Annotated in this window: 14 protein-coding genes; 12 read left to right on the top strand and 2 right to left on the bottom strand. The window is 47.1% G+C overall.

The genetic code is table 11. The features are described from left to right. Positions 1 to 32: 32 nt before the first annotated feature. Positions 33 to 1,640: an L-aspartate oxidase gene (nadB, locus tag KIT90_RS18250; RefSeq protein WP_009707603.1), complete on the bottom strand. Its 1,608-nt coding sequence runs from the start codon at positions 1,638 to 1,640 to the stop codon at positions 33 to 35. Positions 1,641 to 2,195: 555 nt separating this feature from the next. Here nadB and rpoE point away from each other — a divergent pair. The 11 genes from rpoE to acpS all read left to right on the top strand — a co-directional run bounded on the left by rpoE (position 2,196) and on the right by acpS (position 11,415). Beyond that, the gene (gene rpoE / locus KIT90_RS18255; RefSeq protein WP_005436461.1) at positions 2,196 to 2,774 is read left to right on the top strand and encodes an RNA polymerase sigma factor RpoE; all 579 of its coding nucleotides are present in this window, start codon (positions 2,196 to 2,198) and stop codon (positions 2,772 to 2,774) included. Between the two features lie 26 nt (positions 2,775 to 2,800). After that, positions 2,801 to 3,427, top strand: coding sequence for a sigma-E factor negative regulatory protein (locus tag KIT90_RS18260; RefSeq protein WP_005449785.1), 627 nt, complete (start codon positions 2,801 to 2,803; stop codon positions 3,425 to 3,427). Beyond that, positions 3,424 to 4,389: a sigma-E factor regulatory protein RseB gene (gene rseB, locus KIT90_RS18265; RefSeq protein ID WP_285377912.1), complete on the top strand. Its 966-nt coding sequence runs from the start codon at positions 3,424 to 3,426 to the stop codon at positions 4,387 to 4,389. Before KIT90_RS18260 ends, rseB begins: the two co-directional genes overlap by 4 nt. Further along, positions 4,386 to 4,856 (top strand): SoxR reducing system RseC family protein, encoded by a 471-nt coding sequence (locus KIT90_RS18270; protein WP_020196171.1) that lies wholly within the window; start codon positions 4,386 to 4,388, stop codon positions 4,854 to 4,856. Before rseB ends, KIT90_RS18270 begins: the two co-directional genes overlap by 4 nt. 127 nt (positions 4,857 to 4,983) lie before the next feature. Beyond that, the gene (gene lepA / locus KIT90_RS18275; protein WP_005436452.1) at positions 4,984 to 6,777 is read left to right on the top strand and encodes a translation elongation factor 4; all 1,794 of its coding nucleotides are present in this window, start codon (positions 4,984 to 4,986) and stop codon (positions 6,775 to 6,777) included. A 104-nt stretch (positions 6,778 to 6,881) separates the two neighbouring features. Then, a complete protein-coding gene (gene lepB, locus KIT90_RS18280; protein WP_285377915.1) occupies positions 6,882 to 7,781 on the top strand; it encodes a signal peptidase I in 900 nt (299 codons plus the stop codon). A gap of 20 nt (positions 7,782 to 7,801) precedes the next feature. Next, positions 7,802 to 8,479 carry a ribonuclease III gene (gene rnc, locus KIT90_RS18285; protein ID WP_005436448.1) on the top strand — a complete coding sequence of 226 codons (678 nt, stop codon included), beginning with the start codon at positions 7,802 to 7,804 and terminating at the stop codon, positions 8,477 to 8,479. Continuing rightward, a complete protein-coding gene (gene era, locus KIT90_RS18290; RefSeq protein WP_005436447.1) occupies positions 8,472 to 9,434 on the top strand; it encodes a GTPase Era in 963 nt (320 codons plus the stop codon). Before rnc ends, era begins: the two co-directional genes overlap by 8 nt. Before the next feature lie 128 nt (positions 9,435 to 9,562). Next, a complete protein-coding gene (recO, locus tag KIT90_RS18295) occupies positions 9,563 to 10,294 on the top strand; it encodes a DNA repair protein RecO (protein WP_005426504.1) in 732 nt (243 codons plus the stop codon). Next, positions 10,291 to 11,022: a pyridoxine 5'-phosphate synthase gene (gene pdxJ, locus KIT90_RS18300; RefSeq protein ID WP_005426507.1), complete on the top strand. Its 732-nt coding sequence runs from the start codon at positions 10,291 to 10,293 to the stop codon at positions 11,020 to 11,022. Before recO ends, pdxJ begins: the two co-directional genes overlap by 4 nt. 12 nt (positions 11,023 to 11,034) lie before the next feature. Continuing rightward, entirely contained in the window at positions 11,035 to 11,415 is a 381-nt protein-coding gene (gene acpS / locus KIT90_RS18305) for a holo-ACP synthase (RefSeq protein WP_240305008.1), read from the top strand. 90 nt (positions 11,416 to 11,505) lie between these two features. On the opposite strand, the gene barA is transcribed toward acpS, so the two are convergent. Then, complete coding sequence (gene barA, locus KIT90_RS18310; protein ID WP_285377916.1) at positions 11,506 to 14,304, bottom strand: two-component sensor histidine kinase BarA; 2,799 nt, start codon at positions 14,302 to 14,304, stop codon at positions 11,506 to 11,508. A 192-nt stretch (positions 14,305 to 14,496) separates the two neighbouring features. Between barA and rlmD the strand changes: the two genes are divergently transcribed. Further along, positions 14,497 to 15,816: a 23S rRNA (uracil(1939)-C(5))-methyltransferase RlmD gene (gene rlmD, locus KIT90_RS18315; RefSeq protein ID WP_285377918.1), complete on the top strand. Its 1,320-nt coding sequence runs from the start codon at positions 14,497 to 14,499 to the stop codon at positions 15,814 to 15,816. Positions 15,817 to 15,827 lie beyond the last annotated feature (11 nt).

Here is a 15,827-nt window from a genome sequence, read left to right on the forward strand (position 1 = left end):
CTTATATCTGACTGTTACTTTTAGTGTCAGTGCTATTTGTTTGGCGTAAGAATCGTTGGGCCGCTGTTTTCTAGCTGGTTTGGATAATCCAAGGTGTAGTGCAGACCGCGACTCTCTTTACGCTGCATCGCACAACGCACCATCAGCTCTGCGACTTGCAGCAGGTTACGTAACTCTAGCAAGTTGTTTGATACGCGGAAGTGACTGTAGTACTCGTGCGTTTCTTGTTGCAGCATCTGGATACGGCGCAGTGCGCGTTCAAGACGTTTATCGGTACGAACGATACCCATGTAATCCCACATAAATAGGCGCAGCTCATGCCAGTTGTGTTGGATGATCACTTCTTCATCACTGTTGGTGACTTGGCTTTCATCCCAACATGGAACCTGTGGTGCTAGTTCTACTTCGTTGTGATGTTTAAGAATATCTTTGGCTGCCGACCATGCGTAAACCACACACTCAAGTAGCGAGTTCGATGCCATACGGTTCGCACCGTGCAAGCCTGTGTAGCTCACTTCACCAATCGCGTAGAGGTTCTTCAGATCGGTATGGCCGTTTTGATCGACCATGACGCCGCCGCATGTGTAGTGCGCCGCAGGTACGATTGGGATTGGCTCTTTAGTCATGTCGATACCCAAATCCATCAAACGAGAGTAGATGGTTGGGAAATGCTTAGTAATGAAATCTGCTGGCTTATGGCTGATGTCGAGATACATGCAGTCAGCACCTAAGCGCTTCATTTCGAAGTCGATAGCGCGAGCCACGACATCACGCGGAGCAAGCTCTTTACGCTCATCGAAATCTGGCATAAATCGTGAGCCATCAGGACGACGTAAATACGCACCCTCACCACGCAACGCTTCTGTTAGTAAGAAATTGCGCGCTTCTGGATGGAACAGACAGGTCGGGTGGAATTGGTTGAATTCCATGTTCGCAACGCGACAGCCTGCGCGCCACGCGATTGCGATACCATCACCAGAAGAGACGTCTGGGTTAGATGTGTATTGGTAAACTTTGGAAGCACCGCCCGTTGCGAGAACAACAAATTTTGCACGAACAGTTTCAACTTGCTCTTCGTTGCGGTTCCAAATATAAGCACCAATGATCTTGTTTTTGTCGCCGCCAATTTTATCTTCGGTGATCAAATCCAGAGCATTGTGACGTTCAAGAACATGAATGTTTGGGTGGCTGTGTGCGTTGTCTTGCAGAGAAGTTTGCATTGCCATGCCAGTGGCATCGGCCGCGTGCAAAATACGACGACGGCTGTGTCCGCCTTCGCGAGTTAAGTGATAACGTGGCTCATCGTCAGAATCATCATCTTCACGGTCAAATGGTACGCCGCCATCAATCAACCATTGCACGCACTCTTTTGAGTTTTCCGCGATGAATTTAACCGTCTCTTCGTCACAGATACCATCTCCGGCAATTTGTGTATCTTCAACGTGAGACTCAATGGTGTCCGACTCATCAAATACCGCAGCGATACCACCTTGCGCGTAAAACGTCGCGCCTTCGCTACGTGGTCCTTTACTTAGAACCATCACCTTACAGTGGTTTGCGACACGCAAAGCCAACGACAAGCCCGCGGCGCCACTCCCTACCACTAACACATCACATTCATGTTCACGATTTGTGTTCATATTACTTTTACAATCCCAAGCTAAGGTAACAAGGCTACCTTGTGTATATTTTGCACACCATGTGCATCCATTAACGCGACATCCGTCGCTAAGGGCTAAGTTGGGAGGTATCTAAATCACCGCAACTCTGGTGACTTGTGCCACTCTTATTTTTGCATGTCGATGACATGCGAATGCTTCCTGAGTTTTATTTTAAACGCGTTGTTCAGATAGCCATTAGCCGTGCCAACAAAAAGTAATAGTTTGTCAATGCCATTGCTTTTCTAGGCTCTACCCAGCACAATCTGGGACAGAGATCATCCATTATACCCATTTCCCTAACACTATGCTCGCTTGTCAAAACGAGACGTAATTCAGACGTGGCGAGGGATTTGGCTAGTGACATCACACTGTGAAAAAACAATGACAAAAAATTTGAGAAACTATGGAACTTTCTCATTCACGTCGGAGTCACAATAGTGCTCAAGTAAGCAGTGGTGTCAATACTACGTTTTGCATAATTAGTACCCATATCTGAGAAGAGTAGGGGCATAACAAATAGGAGTATCCGCTCGAATGAACGAGCAGCTGACCGATCAAGTATTGATTGAGCGAGTTCAGAATGGAGATAAGCAAGCATTCAACCTGCTGGTAACAAAGTATCAGAACAAGGTATGTAATCTTATTTCCAGATACGTAAGTAATCCTGGCGATGTTCCAGATGTAGCACAAGAAGCGTTTATCAAGGCTTACCGAGCTATCCCTAGCTTTCGCGGGGAGAGTGCGTTTTACACTTGGCTGTATCGCATTGCGGTGAATACTGCGAAGAATCATATCGTTGCTCAGGGTCGTAGACCGCCTGCGACGGATGTTGATGCTGAAGATGCTGAATTTTACGAAACAGGTAATGCACTGAAAGAAATTTCGAACCCTGAGAACTTAACGTTGTCCAAAGAATTGCAACGGGTAGTGTTCAGCGCAATCGAAGCCTTACCTGAAGATTTGAAAACGGCAATGACTCTGCGTGAGCTTGACGGCTTAAGCTATGAGGAAATTGCTGAAGTAATGGATTGCCCGGTGGGAACGGTACGATCACGTATCTTCCGTGCTCGTGAGGCGGTGGAAAAGAAAATCAAACCTCTTTTGCAGCGCTAGTACAAGTGATAACTATGGTGAAAACAATGGCTGACAAAGAAAAACTTTCAGCTCTCATGGATGGAGAATTGGTCGATAAGGCTTTAATTCAAGAATTAGAGCAAGACCAAGAGAGCCGTGATGCTTGGCAGAACTATCACCTGATTGGTGATGTGATGCGAGGCGAAGCGCCAGCAAAGCCTGAGTGGAATATTGCTGAAAGCGTAGCGTTAGCGTTAGAAGACGAGCCTGTGCATCGTGCTATCGATTCGCGCAGTGCAAACGTGATTTCAATTAACGACGCGCCAAAAGAGTCGCAACCAGAGCCACAAAAAGCGAAACGCCAATTGCCAGCTTGGTTGACCCAGTTTGGTCAAGTTGCGGTCGCTGCGTGTGTGTCACTCGTTGTGATTTTAGGTGTGCAACAATACGGTGGTAGCGACCCAATGTCGCCACAAGCCGATCAACTTCCTGTGCTTCAAACCGTGCCATTCGCTGGCAGCGCTGAACCAGTAAGCTTGACGCGTGAATCCGTAGAGCGTTCGGTTGGTGAAGCAAATATGCAAGAGCAACGCAAACGCGTTCATGCTATGCTTCGTGACTACGAACTGCAGCTAAGAATTAACAGTGATGCGTCTCAGCAAGATGCACATCTGACTCCGGATATTGAATGAAAAAATTTCTGATCAGCGCTTGCGCTCTGTTCAGTCTGATGTCTTCGCAAGCCTTTGCTGGTGATAAGCCAGCGGAGGCTTTATTGCATCAAATGAGCGAGGCGAGCAAGAATTTAAGCTACGAACTCTCTTATATCCTTATCAAAAAGAACAGCATTGAACCTTTGCTGTATCGTCATGCGACTCACGACAAAGACCAGTACGCACATCTTGTGTACCTGAGCGGTCCTGTGCGTGAGGTTATTCGTCGCGGCACTGAAGTAAGCTACATCGAAACCGGCGCGGAACCGTTTACCATCGAATCGGGTAAAATGGTTGCTCCAATCATGCCGATGCTGAACGCGAACATCGACGAGCTAAACTTGTACTACGACTATGTAAAAGTAGGTCGTGCCCGTGAAGCAGGCGTACCAACACAAGTGCTACGTATCGTGCCAAAAGATGGCCTGCGTTATTCTTATGTGTTGTGGATTGATGAGAAGAGTAAGTTGCCACTGCGTGCTGATCTTGTCGATCGCGATGGTGAAATGCTTGAACAGTACCGAACTATCTCTTACTCAGTGAACCCTAAAATTGGCGAGCTGATGAGCGGTTTGGAAGAGGTTCAATTACCTGGTGTTTTGACCATGCCGAAAGGCGATATTGGCACCAGCGATTGGACTGTGGGTTGGATACCAGAAGGTTTCCAAGCAAATGAACTGAATCGCTACCGTATGGCGGTGACCGACCAAATGGTAGAAAGCCAATTGTACTCAGATGGGCTGTTTAGTTTCTCTGTGTATGTGGCGAACAAAGATGAGCATTCGCTGAAAGGTCAGCTGGTTCGTCAAGGTCGTCGCACTCTACATAGCTTTATTAATGGCAACCACGAAATCTCTGTTGTAGGTGATATCCCACCAACAACGGCTCAGCGCATCGCACAATCGGTCACTTTTAATGTAACAAAGAGTGAAGTGCAATGATGACTGCATTGGCTACTGTGACGGGTGTTCATCGTCACGGTCAGCAATATGATGTCGATCTCAGCTGCGAGCAACAGACCAGTTGCAGCAGCTGTTCATCGCAAAAAAGCTGCGGCACTGGTGTGGTTACCAAAGCGATTGGTAACAAAACGCTGTCGTGGCATTTGCGTACCCCAAAATCCGTCAAAGTTGGCCAAGTGGTGGAAATTGGCTTCCCTGAAGCAAGCCTGATCAAATCAGCCATGGCGGTCTACCTTCTTCCTCTATTTGGTTTGATTCTCGGTGCCGTGATTGGCAACTTCCTGCTTGTGCCTTTAACCGCTGGTGGTGAGGGTATTACCATCCTCGCTTCGGTATTGTTCGCGGCTGGTGGTATGTGGCTCGCAAAACGTGTGTCACGCCCGCTAGAAGATGAGTCCAAACGTCAAGTCACCCTCATTCGAGTTCTCGGTGAACCTATTCAATAAGTTCTAAACTTTAAATAAGGTGCGCCCGTTAACGAAATTGGGTAGAATCTGCCAACTTGATTGAAATGCCGTCAACTGACGGCTTTCTTACTGTCCCTATTTGTAAAGAGTTAGTCACCCTAAATCTATGAAGCACATTCGCAACTTTTCGATTATCGCCCACATCGACCATGGTAAGTCGACCCTATCTGACCGTCTAATCCAAGTTTGTGGTGGATTAAGCGATCGTGAAATGGCCGCACAGGTTCTGGATTCTATGGATCTTGAACGTGAGCGTGGTATCACCATCAAATCTCAGAGTGTGACGCTGAACTACACCGCTAAAGACGGCGAAACGTACCAGTTGAACTTCATCGATACTCCGGGACACGTTGACTTTGCGTACGAAGTATCACGTTCTCTAGCCGCTTGTGAAGGTGCGCTACTGGTGGTTGACGCAGGTCAGGGTGTAGAGGCTCAAACGCTAGCTAACTGTTACACCGCGATCGAAATGGATCTAGAGGTTGTGCCAATCCTGAACAAGATTGACCTACCAGCAGCCGATCCTGAGCGTGTAGCGGAAGAAATTGAAGAAATCGTTGGTATTGATGCAATGGAAGCTACTCGCTGTTCTGCAAAGACAGGTATCGGTGTAGATGACGTTCTAGAAAACATCGTATCAGCAATTCCAGCACCAGAAGGTGATCCAGACGCGCCACTTCAAGCGCTGATCATCGACTCATGGTTCGATAACTACCTTGGCGTTGTTTCTTTGGTTCGTATTAAAAACGGCTCACTGAAGAAAAACGACAAGATCAAAGTAATGAGCACAGGTCAAACTTGGGGTGTAGACCGTCTAGGTATCTTCACGCCTAAGCAAGTGGACACTGATGTTCTGCGTACTGGCGAAGTAGGCTGGGTAGTTTGTGGTATCAAAGACATCCTAGGTGCACCAGTAGGTGATACGCTGACACTAGCGAAAAACGGCAGCGAGAAGCCACTACCAGGCTTTAAGAAAGTAAAACCTCAGGTATACGCGGGTCTGTTCCCAGTATCTTCTGATGATTACGAAAACTTCCGTGACGCACTAGGCAAACTGAGCCTTAACGACGCATCGCTATTCTACGAGCCAGAAAACTCTGCAGCACTAGGCTTTGGTTTCCGTTGTGGTTTCCTTGGCATGTTGCACATGGAAATCATCCAAGAGCGTCTAGAACGTGAATATGACCTAGACCTGATTACAACGGCACCAACAGTAGTTTACGAAGTTGAGCAAACAAACGGCGAGACTCTGTATGTTGATAGCCCGGCAAAACTGCCAGCGGTTAACGACATCGAAGAGATCCGTGAGCCTATCGCGCGTTGTAACATCCTAGTACCTGCGGATTACCTAGGTAACGTAATCACACTTTGTGTTGAGAAACGTGGTACTCAGGTAGATATGGTTTACCACGGTAACCAAGTAGCCGTTACTTACGATATTCCAATGGCAGAAGTAGTACTGGATTTCTTTGACCGTCTGAAGTCTACATCACGTGGTTATGCGTCTCTGGATTACAACTTCCAACGTTTTGAAGCATCGAACATGGTACGCGTAGACGTACTACTGAACGGCGACAAAGTGGATGCACTAGCGTTGATTACGCACAAAGATCAGTCTCAGACTCGTGGTCGTCAGCTTGTAGAGAAGATGAAAGAATTCATCCCTCGTCAGATGTTCGACATCGCGATCCAAGCGGCTATCGGTAACCACATCATCGCGCGTTCTACCGTGAAACAGCTACGTAAGAACGTAATCGCGAAATGTTACGGTGGTGACGTGAGCCGTAAGAAGAAACTTCTGAAGAAACAGAAAGAAGGTAAGAAACGTATGAAGCAGATCGGTAACGTAGAGCTGCCTCAAGAAGCGTTCCTAGCGATTCTTCACGTTGGTAAAGACTAGAGTTGAACTATCTCGTACTCTTGTCTGTCATAAGACGTTAGATAGTAAAATAAGTGAAAGGGTTTCGGCTCTTTCACTTTCGTATTTTTAGATAAGGGAATTTAATGGCGAATACATTCTCACTGATTCTAGTTATCGTGACTTTGGTAACTGGCGTAGTTTGGTTACTAGAAAAGCTGGTGTTTGCGAAAAAACGTCAAGCAAAGGTAGCGGAGATCCAAGCGCAAACAGCAAATGGTCTGGATGCGGTGACGCTACAAAAAGTAGAAAGCCAACCTTGGTGGGTAGAGAACAGCGTCTCTATCTTTCCAGTGATTGCATTCGTACTGGTATTACGTTCTTTTATCTATGAACCGTTCCAAATCCCTTCAGGCTCAATGATGCCAACCCTACTAGTGGGTGACTTCATTTTGGTTGAGAAATACGCATACGGCTTGAAAGACCCAGTATGGCGCACGCAGCTAGTGGAAACTGGCAAGCCTGAGCGTGGCGACATCGTGGTATTCAAATACCCACCACAGCCAAACATTGACTACATTAAACGTGTGGTTGGTTTGCCTGGTGATACCGTGCGTTACTCTGCTGACAAACAGGTATGTATTCAATCGAAAGGTGAATCATCTTGTAAGCCAGTCAAATTGAGCAATGTTGAAGAGAGCCAATTCATCCAAAATGGCATTCCTCTGATTCAGATGAATGAAAAACTGGGTGAAGTTGAACACCAAGTTTTGGTGAACCCGCTTGCTCGTGACCGTGTGCAGAACTATCAGCCACGTCCGGGAATTAACGAATGGGTTGTACCACAAGGTCAGTACTTTGTTATGGGTGATAACCGTGATAATAGTGCTGATAGCCGTTACTGGGGCTTTGTTCCAGAAGCAAACTTAGTCGGTAAAGCTGTCGCGATCTGGATCAGCTTCGAGTTTGATCGTGGCGCGGACAGCGTTCTACCTTCATGGATTCCAACTGGTGTGCGTTTTAACCGCGTCGGTGGTATTCACTAACCATTACATATCGAGAGAGTATGAATTCTCCAATTGATAAACTAGAGAGAAAGCTCGGCTACCAATTTAAGGATGCTGGGCTTATCAACTTGGCGCTGACTCACCGCAGCGCCAACAGCAAGCATAATGAACGTCTTGAGTTTCTGGGCGATTCAATTTTAAGTTTTGTCATCGCTGATGATCTGTACCATCGTTTCCCGAAAGTGAACGAAGGTGACATGAGCCGTATGCGCGCTACTTTGGTACGTGGGCACACATTGGCGGAACTGGGTCGTGAATTCGATCTAGGAGATTATTTAAAATTAGGTCCAGGTGAATTGAAGAGTGGCGGATTCCGCCGAGACTCTATTCTAGCCGATGCGGTAGAAGCCATTATTGGTGCGATTTACCTTGATAGTGATATTGAAGCCGTGCGCGGTATTGTACTGAGCTGGTACAACTCGCGTCTTGAAGCCATCAAGCCTGGCGTATCACAAAAAGATCCAAAAACTCGCCTACAAGAGTTCCTGCAAGGCAGAAGAAAACCACTGCCTGTCTACACAGTGACTAATATTAAAGGTGAAGCGCACAACCAAGAGTTCACGGTTGAGTGTGACGTAGCAGGTGTGGATAAGCCTGTCATTGGTAAAGGCACCAGCCGCCGCAAGGCAGAACAAGCGGCTGCTGAAACAGCACTTGAGCAATTAACAAATGGCTGATAACGAATTCGATATCGATGCATTTTTTGCATCCAATGGTGAAGTAAGTTCACCAGAAAACCAGCACTGTGGCTTTATTGCGATTGTTGGTCGCCCAAACGTTGGTAAATCGACGCTTCTAAACAAAATTCTTGGTCAGAAGATTTCGATTACATCTCGTAAGCCGCAAACGACTCGTCACCGCATCATGGGTGTGGACACAGACGGCGATTACCAAGCGATCTACGTAGATACGCCAGGACTTCACATTGAAGAAAAGCGCGCGATTAACCGCTTGATGAACCGTGCAGCAAACTCATCTCTAAGTGATGTGAACCTAGTATTCTTCTTGGTCGACGGTACACATTGGACAAAAGACGACGAGATGGTGCTGACTAAGCTTCAAAAGTCGAACTTCCCAGTTGTACTTTGTGTGAACAAAGTAGACAACGTGCAAGATCGTAACGAAGTGATGATGCACATGGCCGACATGTCTAAGAAGATGGACTTCGTTGACGTTGTGCCAATCTCTGCAAAGCAAGGTAAGAACATCGACGTACTGCGCAAGCACGTTCGCGATCACTTGCCAGAAGCAACGCATCACTTCCCAGAAGAATACGTAACCGACCGTTCTCAGCGTTTCATGGCGTCTGAAATCGTGCGTGAAAAGCTGATGCGTTTTACTGGTGAAGAGCTGCCATACTCGGTAACGGTTGAGATTGAGCGTTTCGATTACAACCCAGAAACTGACGGTTTCCATATCAACGCCCTGATTCTTGTTGAACGTAATGGTCAGAAGAAAATGGTGATTGGTAAAGGCGGTGAGAAGATCAAGACAATTGGTCGTGAAGCACGTCTAGATATGGAAGAGTTATTCGGTCGTAAGGTTTACCTAGAGACTTGGGTAAAAGTGAAATCTGGTTGGGCAGACGACGAACGTGCACTGCGCTCACTAGGTTACATTGACGACCTATAAGTTTGGTTGCTTGTACGTTTGGTAACGAAGACACTTCGTTCCAACATCGACTAAATTATAATATCGATTAGAATAAGGAGCCACTTGGCTCCTTATTTTTTATTACCGACTTAGGCACACTGATTGAAATGAGCAACCAGTCTTCAGAAGGCTTCCAGCGCTGCTTTGTATTGCACCGACGCCCTTACAGTGAATCGAGCTTAATCCTTGATGTTTTTAGCGAGGAGTATGGCCGTATCACGTTGATGGCGAAAGGCGCGCGCAGCAAACGCTCCAATCTGAAAGGGGCATTACAGCCTTTCACGCCACTATTGCTGAAATGGTCCGGAAAAGGTTCGATGAAAACCTTACGTCAGGCAGAGCCAATCAGTTTAGGCTTGCCGTTGTTCGGGATAAACCTTTATTCCGCGATGTACGTAAATGAATTAGTCGGGCGCGTGTTAATGGCAGAAGTGCCGATGCCAGCTCTGTTTCATGATTATCTGCATGCACTAACGGAATTGGCTCAGAGTGATAACCCTGAACCGGGATTGCGTCGTTTTGAACTGGCCCTACTGTCTTCAATGGGTTATGGCGTCGATTTCTTACATTGTGCCGGGACGGGGGAGCCTGTCGATCCTGAGATGACTTACCGTTATCGTGAGCAAAAGGGATTCATAGCTTCAGTAAGGCGCGACAACCTGACATTTTTAGGGAATGAATTGATTGCGATTAGCGAACGGCGATTCGTCACTAAAGAGCAATTAAAAGCGGCGAAACGCTTTACACGTATGGCATTAAAGCCGTATCTTGGCGGCAAACCTTTAAAAAGTCGCGAATTATTCATTCAGACATATCGAGCACGGAGTAACGGAAAATGAGCTCAATCTACTTAGGCGTTAATATCGACCATATTGCCACTCTACGTAATGCACGTGGTACTAAATACCCAGATCCAGTTCATGCTGCTGAGATCGCAGAGCGTGCAGGTGCTGACGGTATTACCATCCACCTACGTGAAGACCGTCGCCACATTCTAGATCGTGACGTTCGCATCCTACGTGAAACCATTCAAACTCGTATGAACCTTGAAATGGCAGTAACGGACGAGATGGTTGAGATTGCGCTACAAACTAAGCCTGAGTTCGTTTGTCTGGTTCCTGAAAAACGTGAAGAGTTGACAACAGAAGGTGGTCTGGACGTTGTCGGTCAACTTGAGAAAGTGAAAGCGGCAACGCAAAAGCTAACTGAAGCGGGCATCAAAGTTTCTCTATTCATCGATGCTGACCGTCAACAGATCGATGCGGCAAAAGCTTGTGGCGCTCCTTATATTGAGCTTCACACTGGTCACTACGCAGACGCGACAACAGAAGAAGATCAGCAAGATGAACTGAAGAAGATCGCAGCTGGCGCTAGCTACGCTGATGACCTAGGTATCATCGTAAACGCAGGTCACGGTCTGACTTACCACAACGTTGCACCAATCGCAGCACTGCCAGAAATCTACGAGCTAAACATCGGTCACTCGATCATTGGTCGTGCCGTTTTCGATGGTCTAGAAAAATCTGTGGCAGAAATGAAAGCCATTATGGTTGCGGCTCGTAAGTAATCAGATTAAAGCATGGCAATTTTAGGATTAGGCACTGACATCGCAGAGATTGAGCGCATTGAAAAAGCGCTCGGTCGTACTGGTGAACCATTCGCAAAGCGCATTTTGTCGCAAGATGAAATGATAAAGTTTGCTGAATTGAAGCAAAAAGGGCGTTACCTTGCGAAGCGTTTCGCAGTAAAAGAGGCGGCCTCAAAAGCGTTAGGAACTGGCATCGCAAAAGGCGTGACCTTCCATGATTTTACGGTTTCGAATGATGAGTTTGGTAAACCAGTATTGTCCCTATCCGGTGTGGCGAAGCAAATCGCCGAGTCGATGGGCGTCAATCATGTTCATCTGTCCATTTCGGATGAGCGTCATTACGCCGTTGCGACGGTGATTTTTGAATCCTAACTTAGCCTGATTACGGATTAATAACCGAATACGAAAAAGCCAGAGTCGATGCTCTGGCTTTTTTATTGCTCTGATTTATGACGTCATTCTCTACTGCTCAAGATAGAGTTTCGCGGTGCTAGTGACCTTTATCATCTCATCTTGCAGTTCAAACATTTCTGGCTCGATGTCTTCAATACTAGCCCCTGAGCGCAGCGCTTGTTCCAAGGTTGCACACAATGACTTCAATCTTGGCACACCGCAGTAAGAGCTGCTGCCGTGAAGTTTATGCACCACATGGATAAGGTCATCACGCGAGAAGTCTTCTTGCTCTAATGCTTGATCGACCACTTCTTCCACCTCAGGAATAAAATCAATCAGCATGCGCAGCATGTCTTTGGCTAAGTCTTCTTTGTTGGCACTTTGCTTTAACGCTGCTTGCCAGTCGATGATGACGTCTTGCTGTGGTTTTTCTGGTGCTGGTGGCGCAGTTTCCACAACAGGTTCGACATACGATGGCGCGATTTTGTCGACACTCTCAGTACAGGTATTTGGATTCCAATGAACCAAAACCTGTTGTAGTACATGCTCTTCAATTGGCTTGGTTAGGTAGTCATCCATACCCGCTGCCAGTAGTCGGTCACGTTCGCCCGCCATGGCATGCGCGGTTACCGCAATCACAGGGGTGTCTTTGTTCAGCTCTAGCTCTTTAATGTGCTGACAAGCCGTCACGCCGTCCATCAATGGCATTTGAATGTCCATGAAGATCAGATCGTATTTCTTCTCAGTCGCGAGATTCACCGCTTGCTGACCATTGCTGCACGCCGTTACTGTTTCTACTCGCTCTTTTAGTAGCGCAGAGATTAGTTTCAAGTTGGCCGGGTTATCATCAACCGCAAGTACCGTAAGTGGTAAGCGTTCATTCACCACAGGCTCAATTGGAGCAATTACCGCTTGTGGTGTTTCTACATGGTCCGTGATTAGGCTTTGTAGAAGCTTACGGCGTGATAATGGCTTGGTCAGACATTGGATCTGATGATCGTTCATCACTTGGTCTGCCAGTGCCAGTTCGGTACTCGGCGTACCCATGATTACACTCGGCGCCATGCGTTTGGCTTGCTCAATCCATGACGCTACCGATTGTTCGTCGTAGGTTTGGTTAGCGGCCAAGTTCAACAAGACGTAATCGTAGTTCTCGTCGTTTTCAGGCAGTGAAGAGCGGTAGGTTACCAGAATGCCTTCTTGGCTTAGGATCTGCTGTGTCACTGAGGCCGCTTGCATGTTTGGTTCAACCAACAGCAATTGCTTACCAGTTAGTAGTTCGACTTCAATCAGATCGCTCATTGGCATTTCAGTTGAGTGCAAGCGAACCGTAAACCAGAAGGTTGAACCTTGGTGTAGGCGACTGGTTAGACTTATTTCGCCGCCCATCTGGCTCACCAGTTTCTGGGTGATAACCAGACCCAGACCGGTACCGCCATAGCGACGTGAAATACTCGCATCCGCTTGGCTAAACGCTTGGAACAACTGCGCTTGCTGACGTTCAGAGATACCAATACCAGTATCGCGCACCATGAATTGCAATTCGACCGAATCACCGGATTGTGAGCGCATCTCAACGCTGATGTCGATGTTACCGCGCTCAGTAAACTTGATGGAGTTGCCGACCAAGTTAGTGAGGATTTGTTGGATACGAAGTGGGTCACCCACCAAGCCTTGCGGGATCTTCGGATCCACTTTCAAGGTGATTTCTAAACCTTTCTCGTGCGCGCTGGTAGCTTGTAGGTTGATTACTTCTTCTAGGCTCTCTCGGAATTCAAACGGAATGTTTTCCAGTGCTAGCTTACCGGCTTCTAGTTTCGAGAAGTCGAGGATGTCGTTGATGATGTTCAGTAGGTTGTTTGCCGACTTCTCAATGGTCTGCAAGTAATCCGTTTGGCTGTTCGAAAGCTGTGTTTTCAGCATTTGGCGGGTAAAGCCAATTACGCCATTCAATGGAGTACGAAGTTCGTGAGACATGTTCGCTAAGAATTCGGATTTCACACGTGCTGCTTCTTGGGCGCGCTTCTTGGCGATGTCCAACTCCACGTTTTGAATCTCTAGCTGTTCCAGAGTCTCACGCAAGTCTGATGTCGCTTGGTCTATACTGTGCTGCATCTCAACGTGGTATTCCGACAGCGAGACCGCCATGGCGTTGATACCGTTTTTCAGTTGGTCTAATTCACCGTGCATTTTGCCTTCGATACGCACATCAAGGTGACCACGACGAATACGGTCAACAACGTTCTTCATGTGCGTGATCGGCTGAGTAACGTCATGCATGAGGCGAGAGGCGAACACACTCGCGAGACCAAGACCGAGGATCAATACTAAGAACGCAGAGAACACTTCTTGGTATTGCTGCAATCGAAGTGACGAAAGATCCATTTCTACTGCGATGTAGCCGATGGCTTTTGTGCCCTGATTCTCATTTGAGAGCTCCGAAAGATAGTGACCTTCAGATAGAATCGGCACGCGCAGAATTAGCGAGTTATCGAAGATTTCTGAATTGCCTAATTGAGGGATAGGCTTATCCTTCGGGAACATCAGAGCTTCAAAATTGGGATGGAAGTTAGAAGTGACGAAAAGCTCATGATTTTCATCGAACACCGCGATACTACGAACCAGTTTCGAGTTTTTGCGATGGGCGTAACTGATAAGACGACGAACGGCTTCGCGACTTTCGGAAAGTAGGTGAGTTTCACTGGCAATCGCAAGCGGTTCGATGATGCTATTGCCTGTGGTGATAACTTGTTTCTCGAGGTCTTGGTAGCGGTTAAATGAGAAAAAGCCGCTCAGTAATAAACCAATAATGAGAGTGGGAGCGAGAGTTAGTGTAATTACACGTGCTCTTAAGCCATATCTGGTCATGTTATCTAATTACATCGGAGTCTGGATATGGGAAAATAACGCATTATTTCTCAAGCGCACGATAAAGCCTTGAGCAAAGAAGTGACGTCACCGGATAAACGGTAAGCATAATCAAGTCACTCGAATCACACAACGGCTGCAATCAAGAATAGTGAAGCAGTAGAGCAATTAGACACAAATCAGGCACAGAGCATGGCACGTATCTTTCAACCTAAAAAGAAAACGCAACTGAATACCCGCCACCAAGCGGTACAAGTGGAGCGTTTGGATCACCACGGCGCAGGCATTGCTTACCTTAAGAAGAAACCATTGTTTATTGATGGTGCGCTACCGGGTGAGGAAGTGGTAACCCAATTGGTGGAAGAAAAGAGCAAGTTCGCTCGTGGTAAGTTGATTAAAATCCTTAAACCGAGTGACGCTCGCGTGGAGCCATTTTGTCCGCACTACCATGAATGCGGTGGCTGTGACCTGCAGCATCTGAACTATGACCAACAATTGACGCACAAGCAGCAAACGCTTCGTCAGTTGATGAGAAAATTTGCCGGCAGTGATATCGAGTTGGATGCGCCGGTGTTGGGGGAGTCTCTTGGCTACCGTCGCCGTGCTCGTGTGAGCTTGTTCGTGGATAAAAAGACTCGTCAGTTGCACTTTGGTTTCCGCAAGAAACAGAGTAAACAAATCGCGCAAGTGACGGATTGTCCAGTGCTCGCACCTGAGTTGAATGTGCTATTGCCAGAAATCTACTCGACGTTAAAAGCGTTTAAGAAGCCAGAGCAACTTGGTCACGTAGAGTTGGTGCTAGGCGATAATGGTCCATGCATAACATTGCGTCATCTAAGCAAACTGACTGAAAAAGAAACCAACTCGTTGGTGGAATTGGCGAAGCGTCACAATGCATCGCTCTACTTGATGCCAGAAACCGATCAGCTTGATTTGATTGAAGGTGAAGTGCCTTTCTATCAAGAAGCGGGTGTCACCGTGCCATTTACGCCAAATAACTTTATTCAAGTGAACCAAACGGTAAACCAGAAAATGGTTGCTCAGGCAGTAGAGTGGTTAGACCCACAAAGTGATGAACGAGTGTTAGATTTGTTCTGTGGCTTGGGTAACTTCAGTTTACCTATCGCAAAACGTGCAAAACACGTGGTTGGCGTAGAAGGTGTGGCAGAAATGGTGGAAAAGGCGGCAAATAATGCATCTTTGAACCAAATCAATAACGCGCAATTTTATCACGCTAACCTTGAGCAGGATTTTGAAGGACAAGTTTGGGCGGCTGAACAATTCGACAAAGTGCTGCTTGATCCGGCACGCGCTGGCGCGAGTGGGATCATCGATCAAGTTTCTGCGCTTGGCGCACAGCGTGTAGTTTATGTTTCGTGTAATCCTGCTACCCTTGCAAGGGATAGCCAGAGCTTGCTGGAGCAAGGCTACCAATTAACCAGATTAGGTATGCTGGACATGTTCCCTCATACCAGCCATCTAGAATCGATGGCACTGTTTGAAAAGTCCTGATAATTGGGACT

The organism is Vibrio sp. B172a (assembly GCF_030248355.1).
GTDB lineage: Bacteria > Pseudomonadota > Gammaproteobacteria > Enterobacterales > Vibrionaceae > Vibrio > Vibrio owensii.

Excerpts from the sequence above, each read along its gene's own strand:
- KIT90_RS18270 (WP_020196171.1), top strand. The coding sequence starts at position 4,386 with ATGATGACTGCATTGGCTACTGTGACGGGTGTTCATCGTCACGGTCAG.
- rlmD (WP_285377918.1), top strand. The coding sequence starts at position 14,497 with ATGGCACGTATCTTTCAACCTAAAAAGAAAACGCAACTGAATACCCGC.
- lepA (WP_005436452.1), top strand. The coding sequence starts at position 4,984 with ATGAAGCACATTCGCAACTTTTCGATTATCGCCCACATCGACCATGGT.
- rseB (WP_285377912.1), top strand. The coding sequence starts at position 3,424 with ATGAAAAAATTTCTGATCAGCGCTTGCGCTCTGTTCAGTCTGATGTCT.
- nadB (WP_009707603.1), bottom strand. The coding sequence starts at position 1,640 with ATGAACACAAATCGTGAACATGAATGTGATGTGTTAGTGGTAGGGAGT.
- rnc (WP_005436448.1), top strand. The coding sequence starts at position 7,802 with ATGAATTCTCCAATTGATAAACTAGAGAGAAAGCTCGGCTACCAATTT.
- rpoE (WP_005436461.1), top strand. The coding sequence starts at position 2,196 with ATGAACGAGCAGCTGACCGATCAAGTATTGATTGAGCGAGTTCAGAAT.
- era (WP_005436447.1), top strand. The coding sequence starts at position 8,472 with ATGGCTGATAACGAATTCGATATCGATGCATTTTTTGCATCCAATGGT.
- barA (WP_285377916.1), bottom strand. The coding sequence starts at position 14,304 with ATGACCAGATATGGCTTAAGAGCACGTGTAATTACACTAACTCTCGCT.
- lepB (WP_285377915.1), top strand. The coding sequence starts at position 6,882 with ATGGCGAATACATTCTCACTGATTCTAGTTATCGTGACTTTGGTAACT.
- acpS (WP_240305008.1), top strand. The coding sequence starts at position 11,035 with ATGGCAATTTTAGGATTAGGCACTGACATCGCAGAGATTGAGCGCATT.
- KIT90_RS18260 (WP_005449785.1), top strand. The coding sequence starts at position 2,801 with ATGGCTGACAAAGAAAAACTTTCAGCTCTCATGGATGGAGAATTGGTC.
- pdxJ (WP_005426507.1), top strand. The coding sequence starts at position 10,291 with ATGAGCTCAATCTACTTAGGCGTTAATATCGACCATATTGCCACTCTA.
- recO (WP_005426504.1), top strand. The coding sequence starts at position 9,563 with ATGAGCAACCAGTCTTCAGAAGGCTTCCAGCGCTGCTTTGTATTGCAC.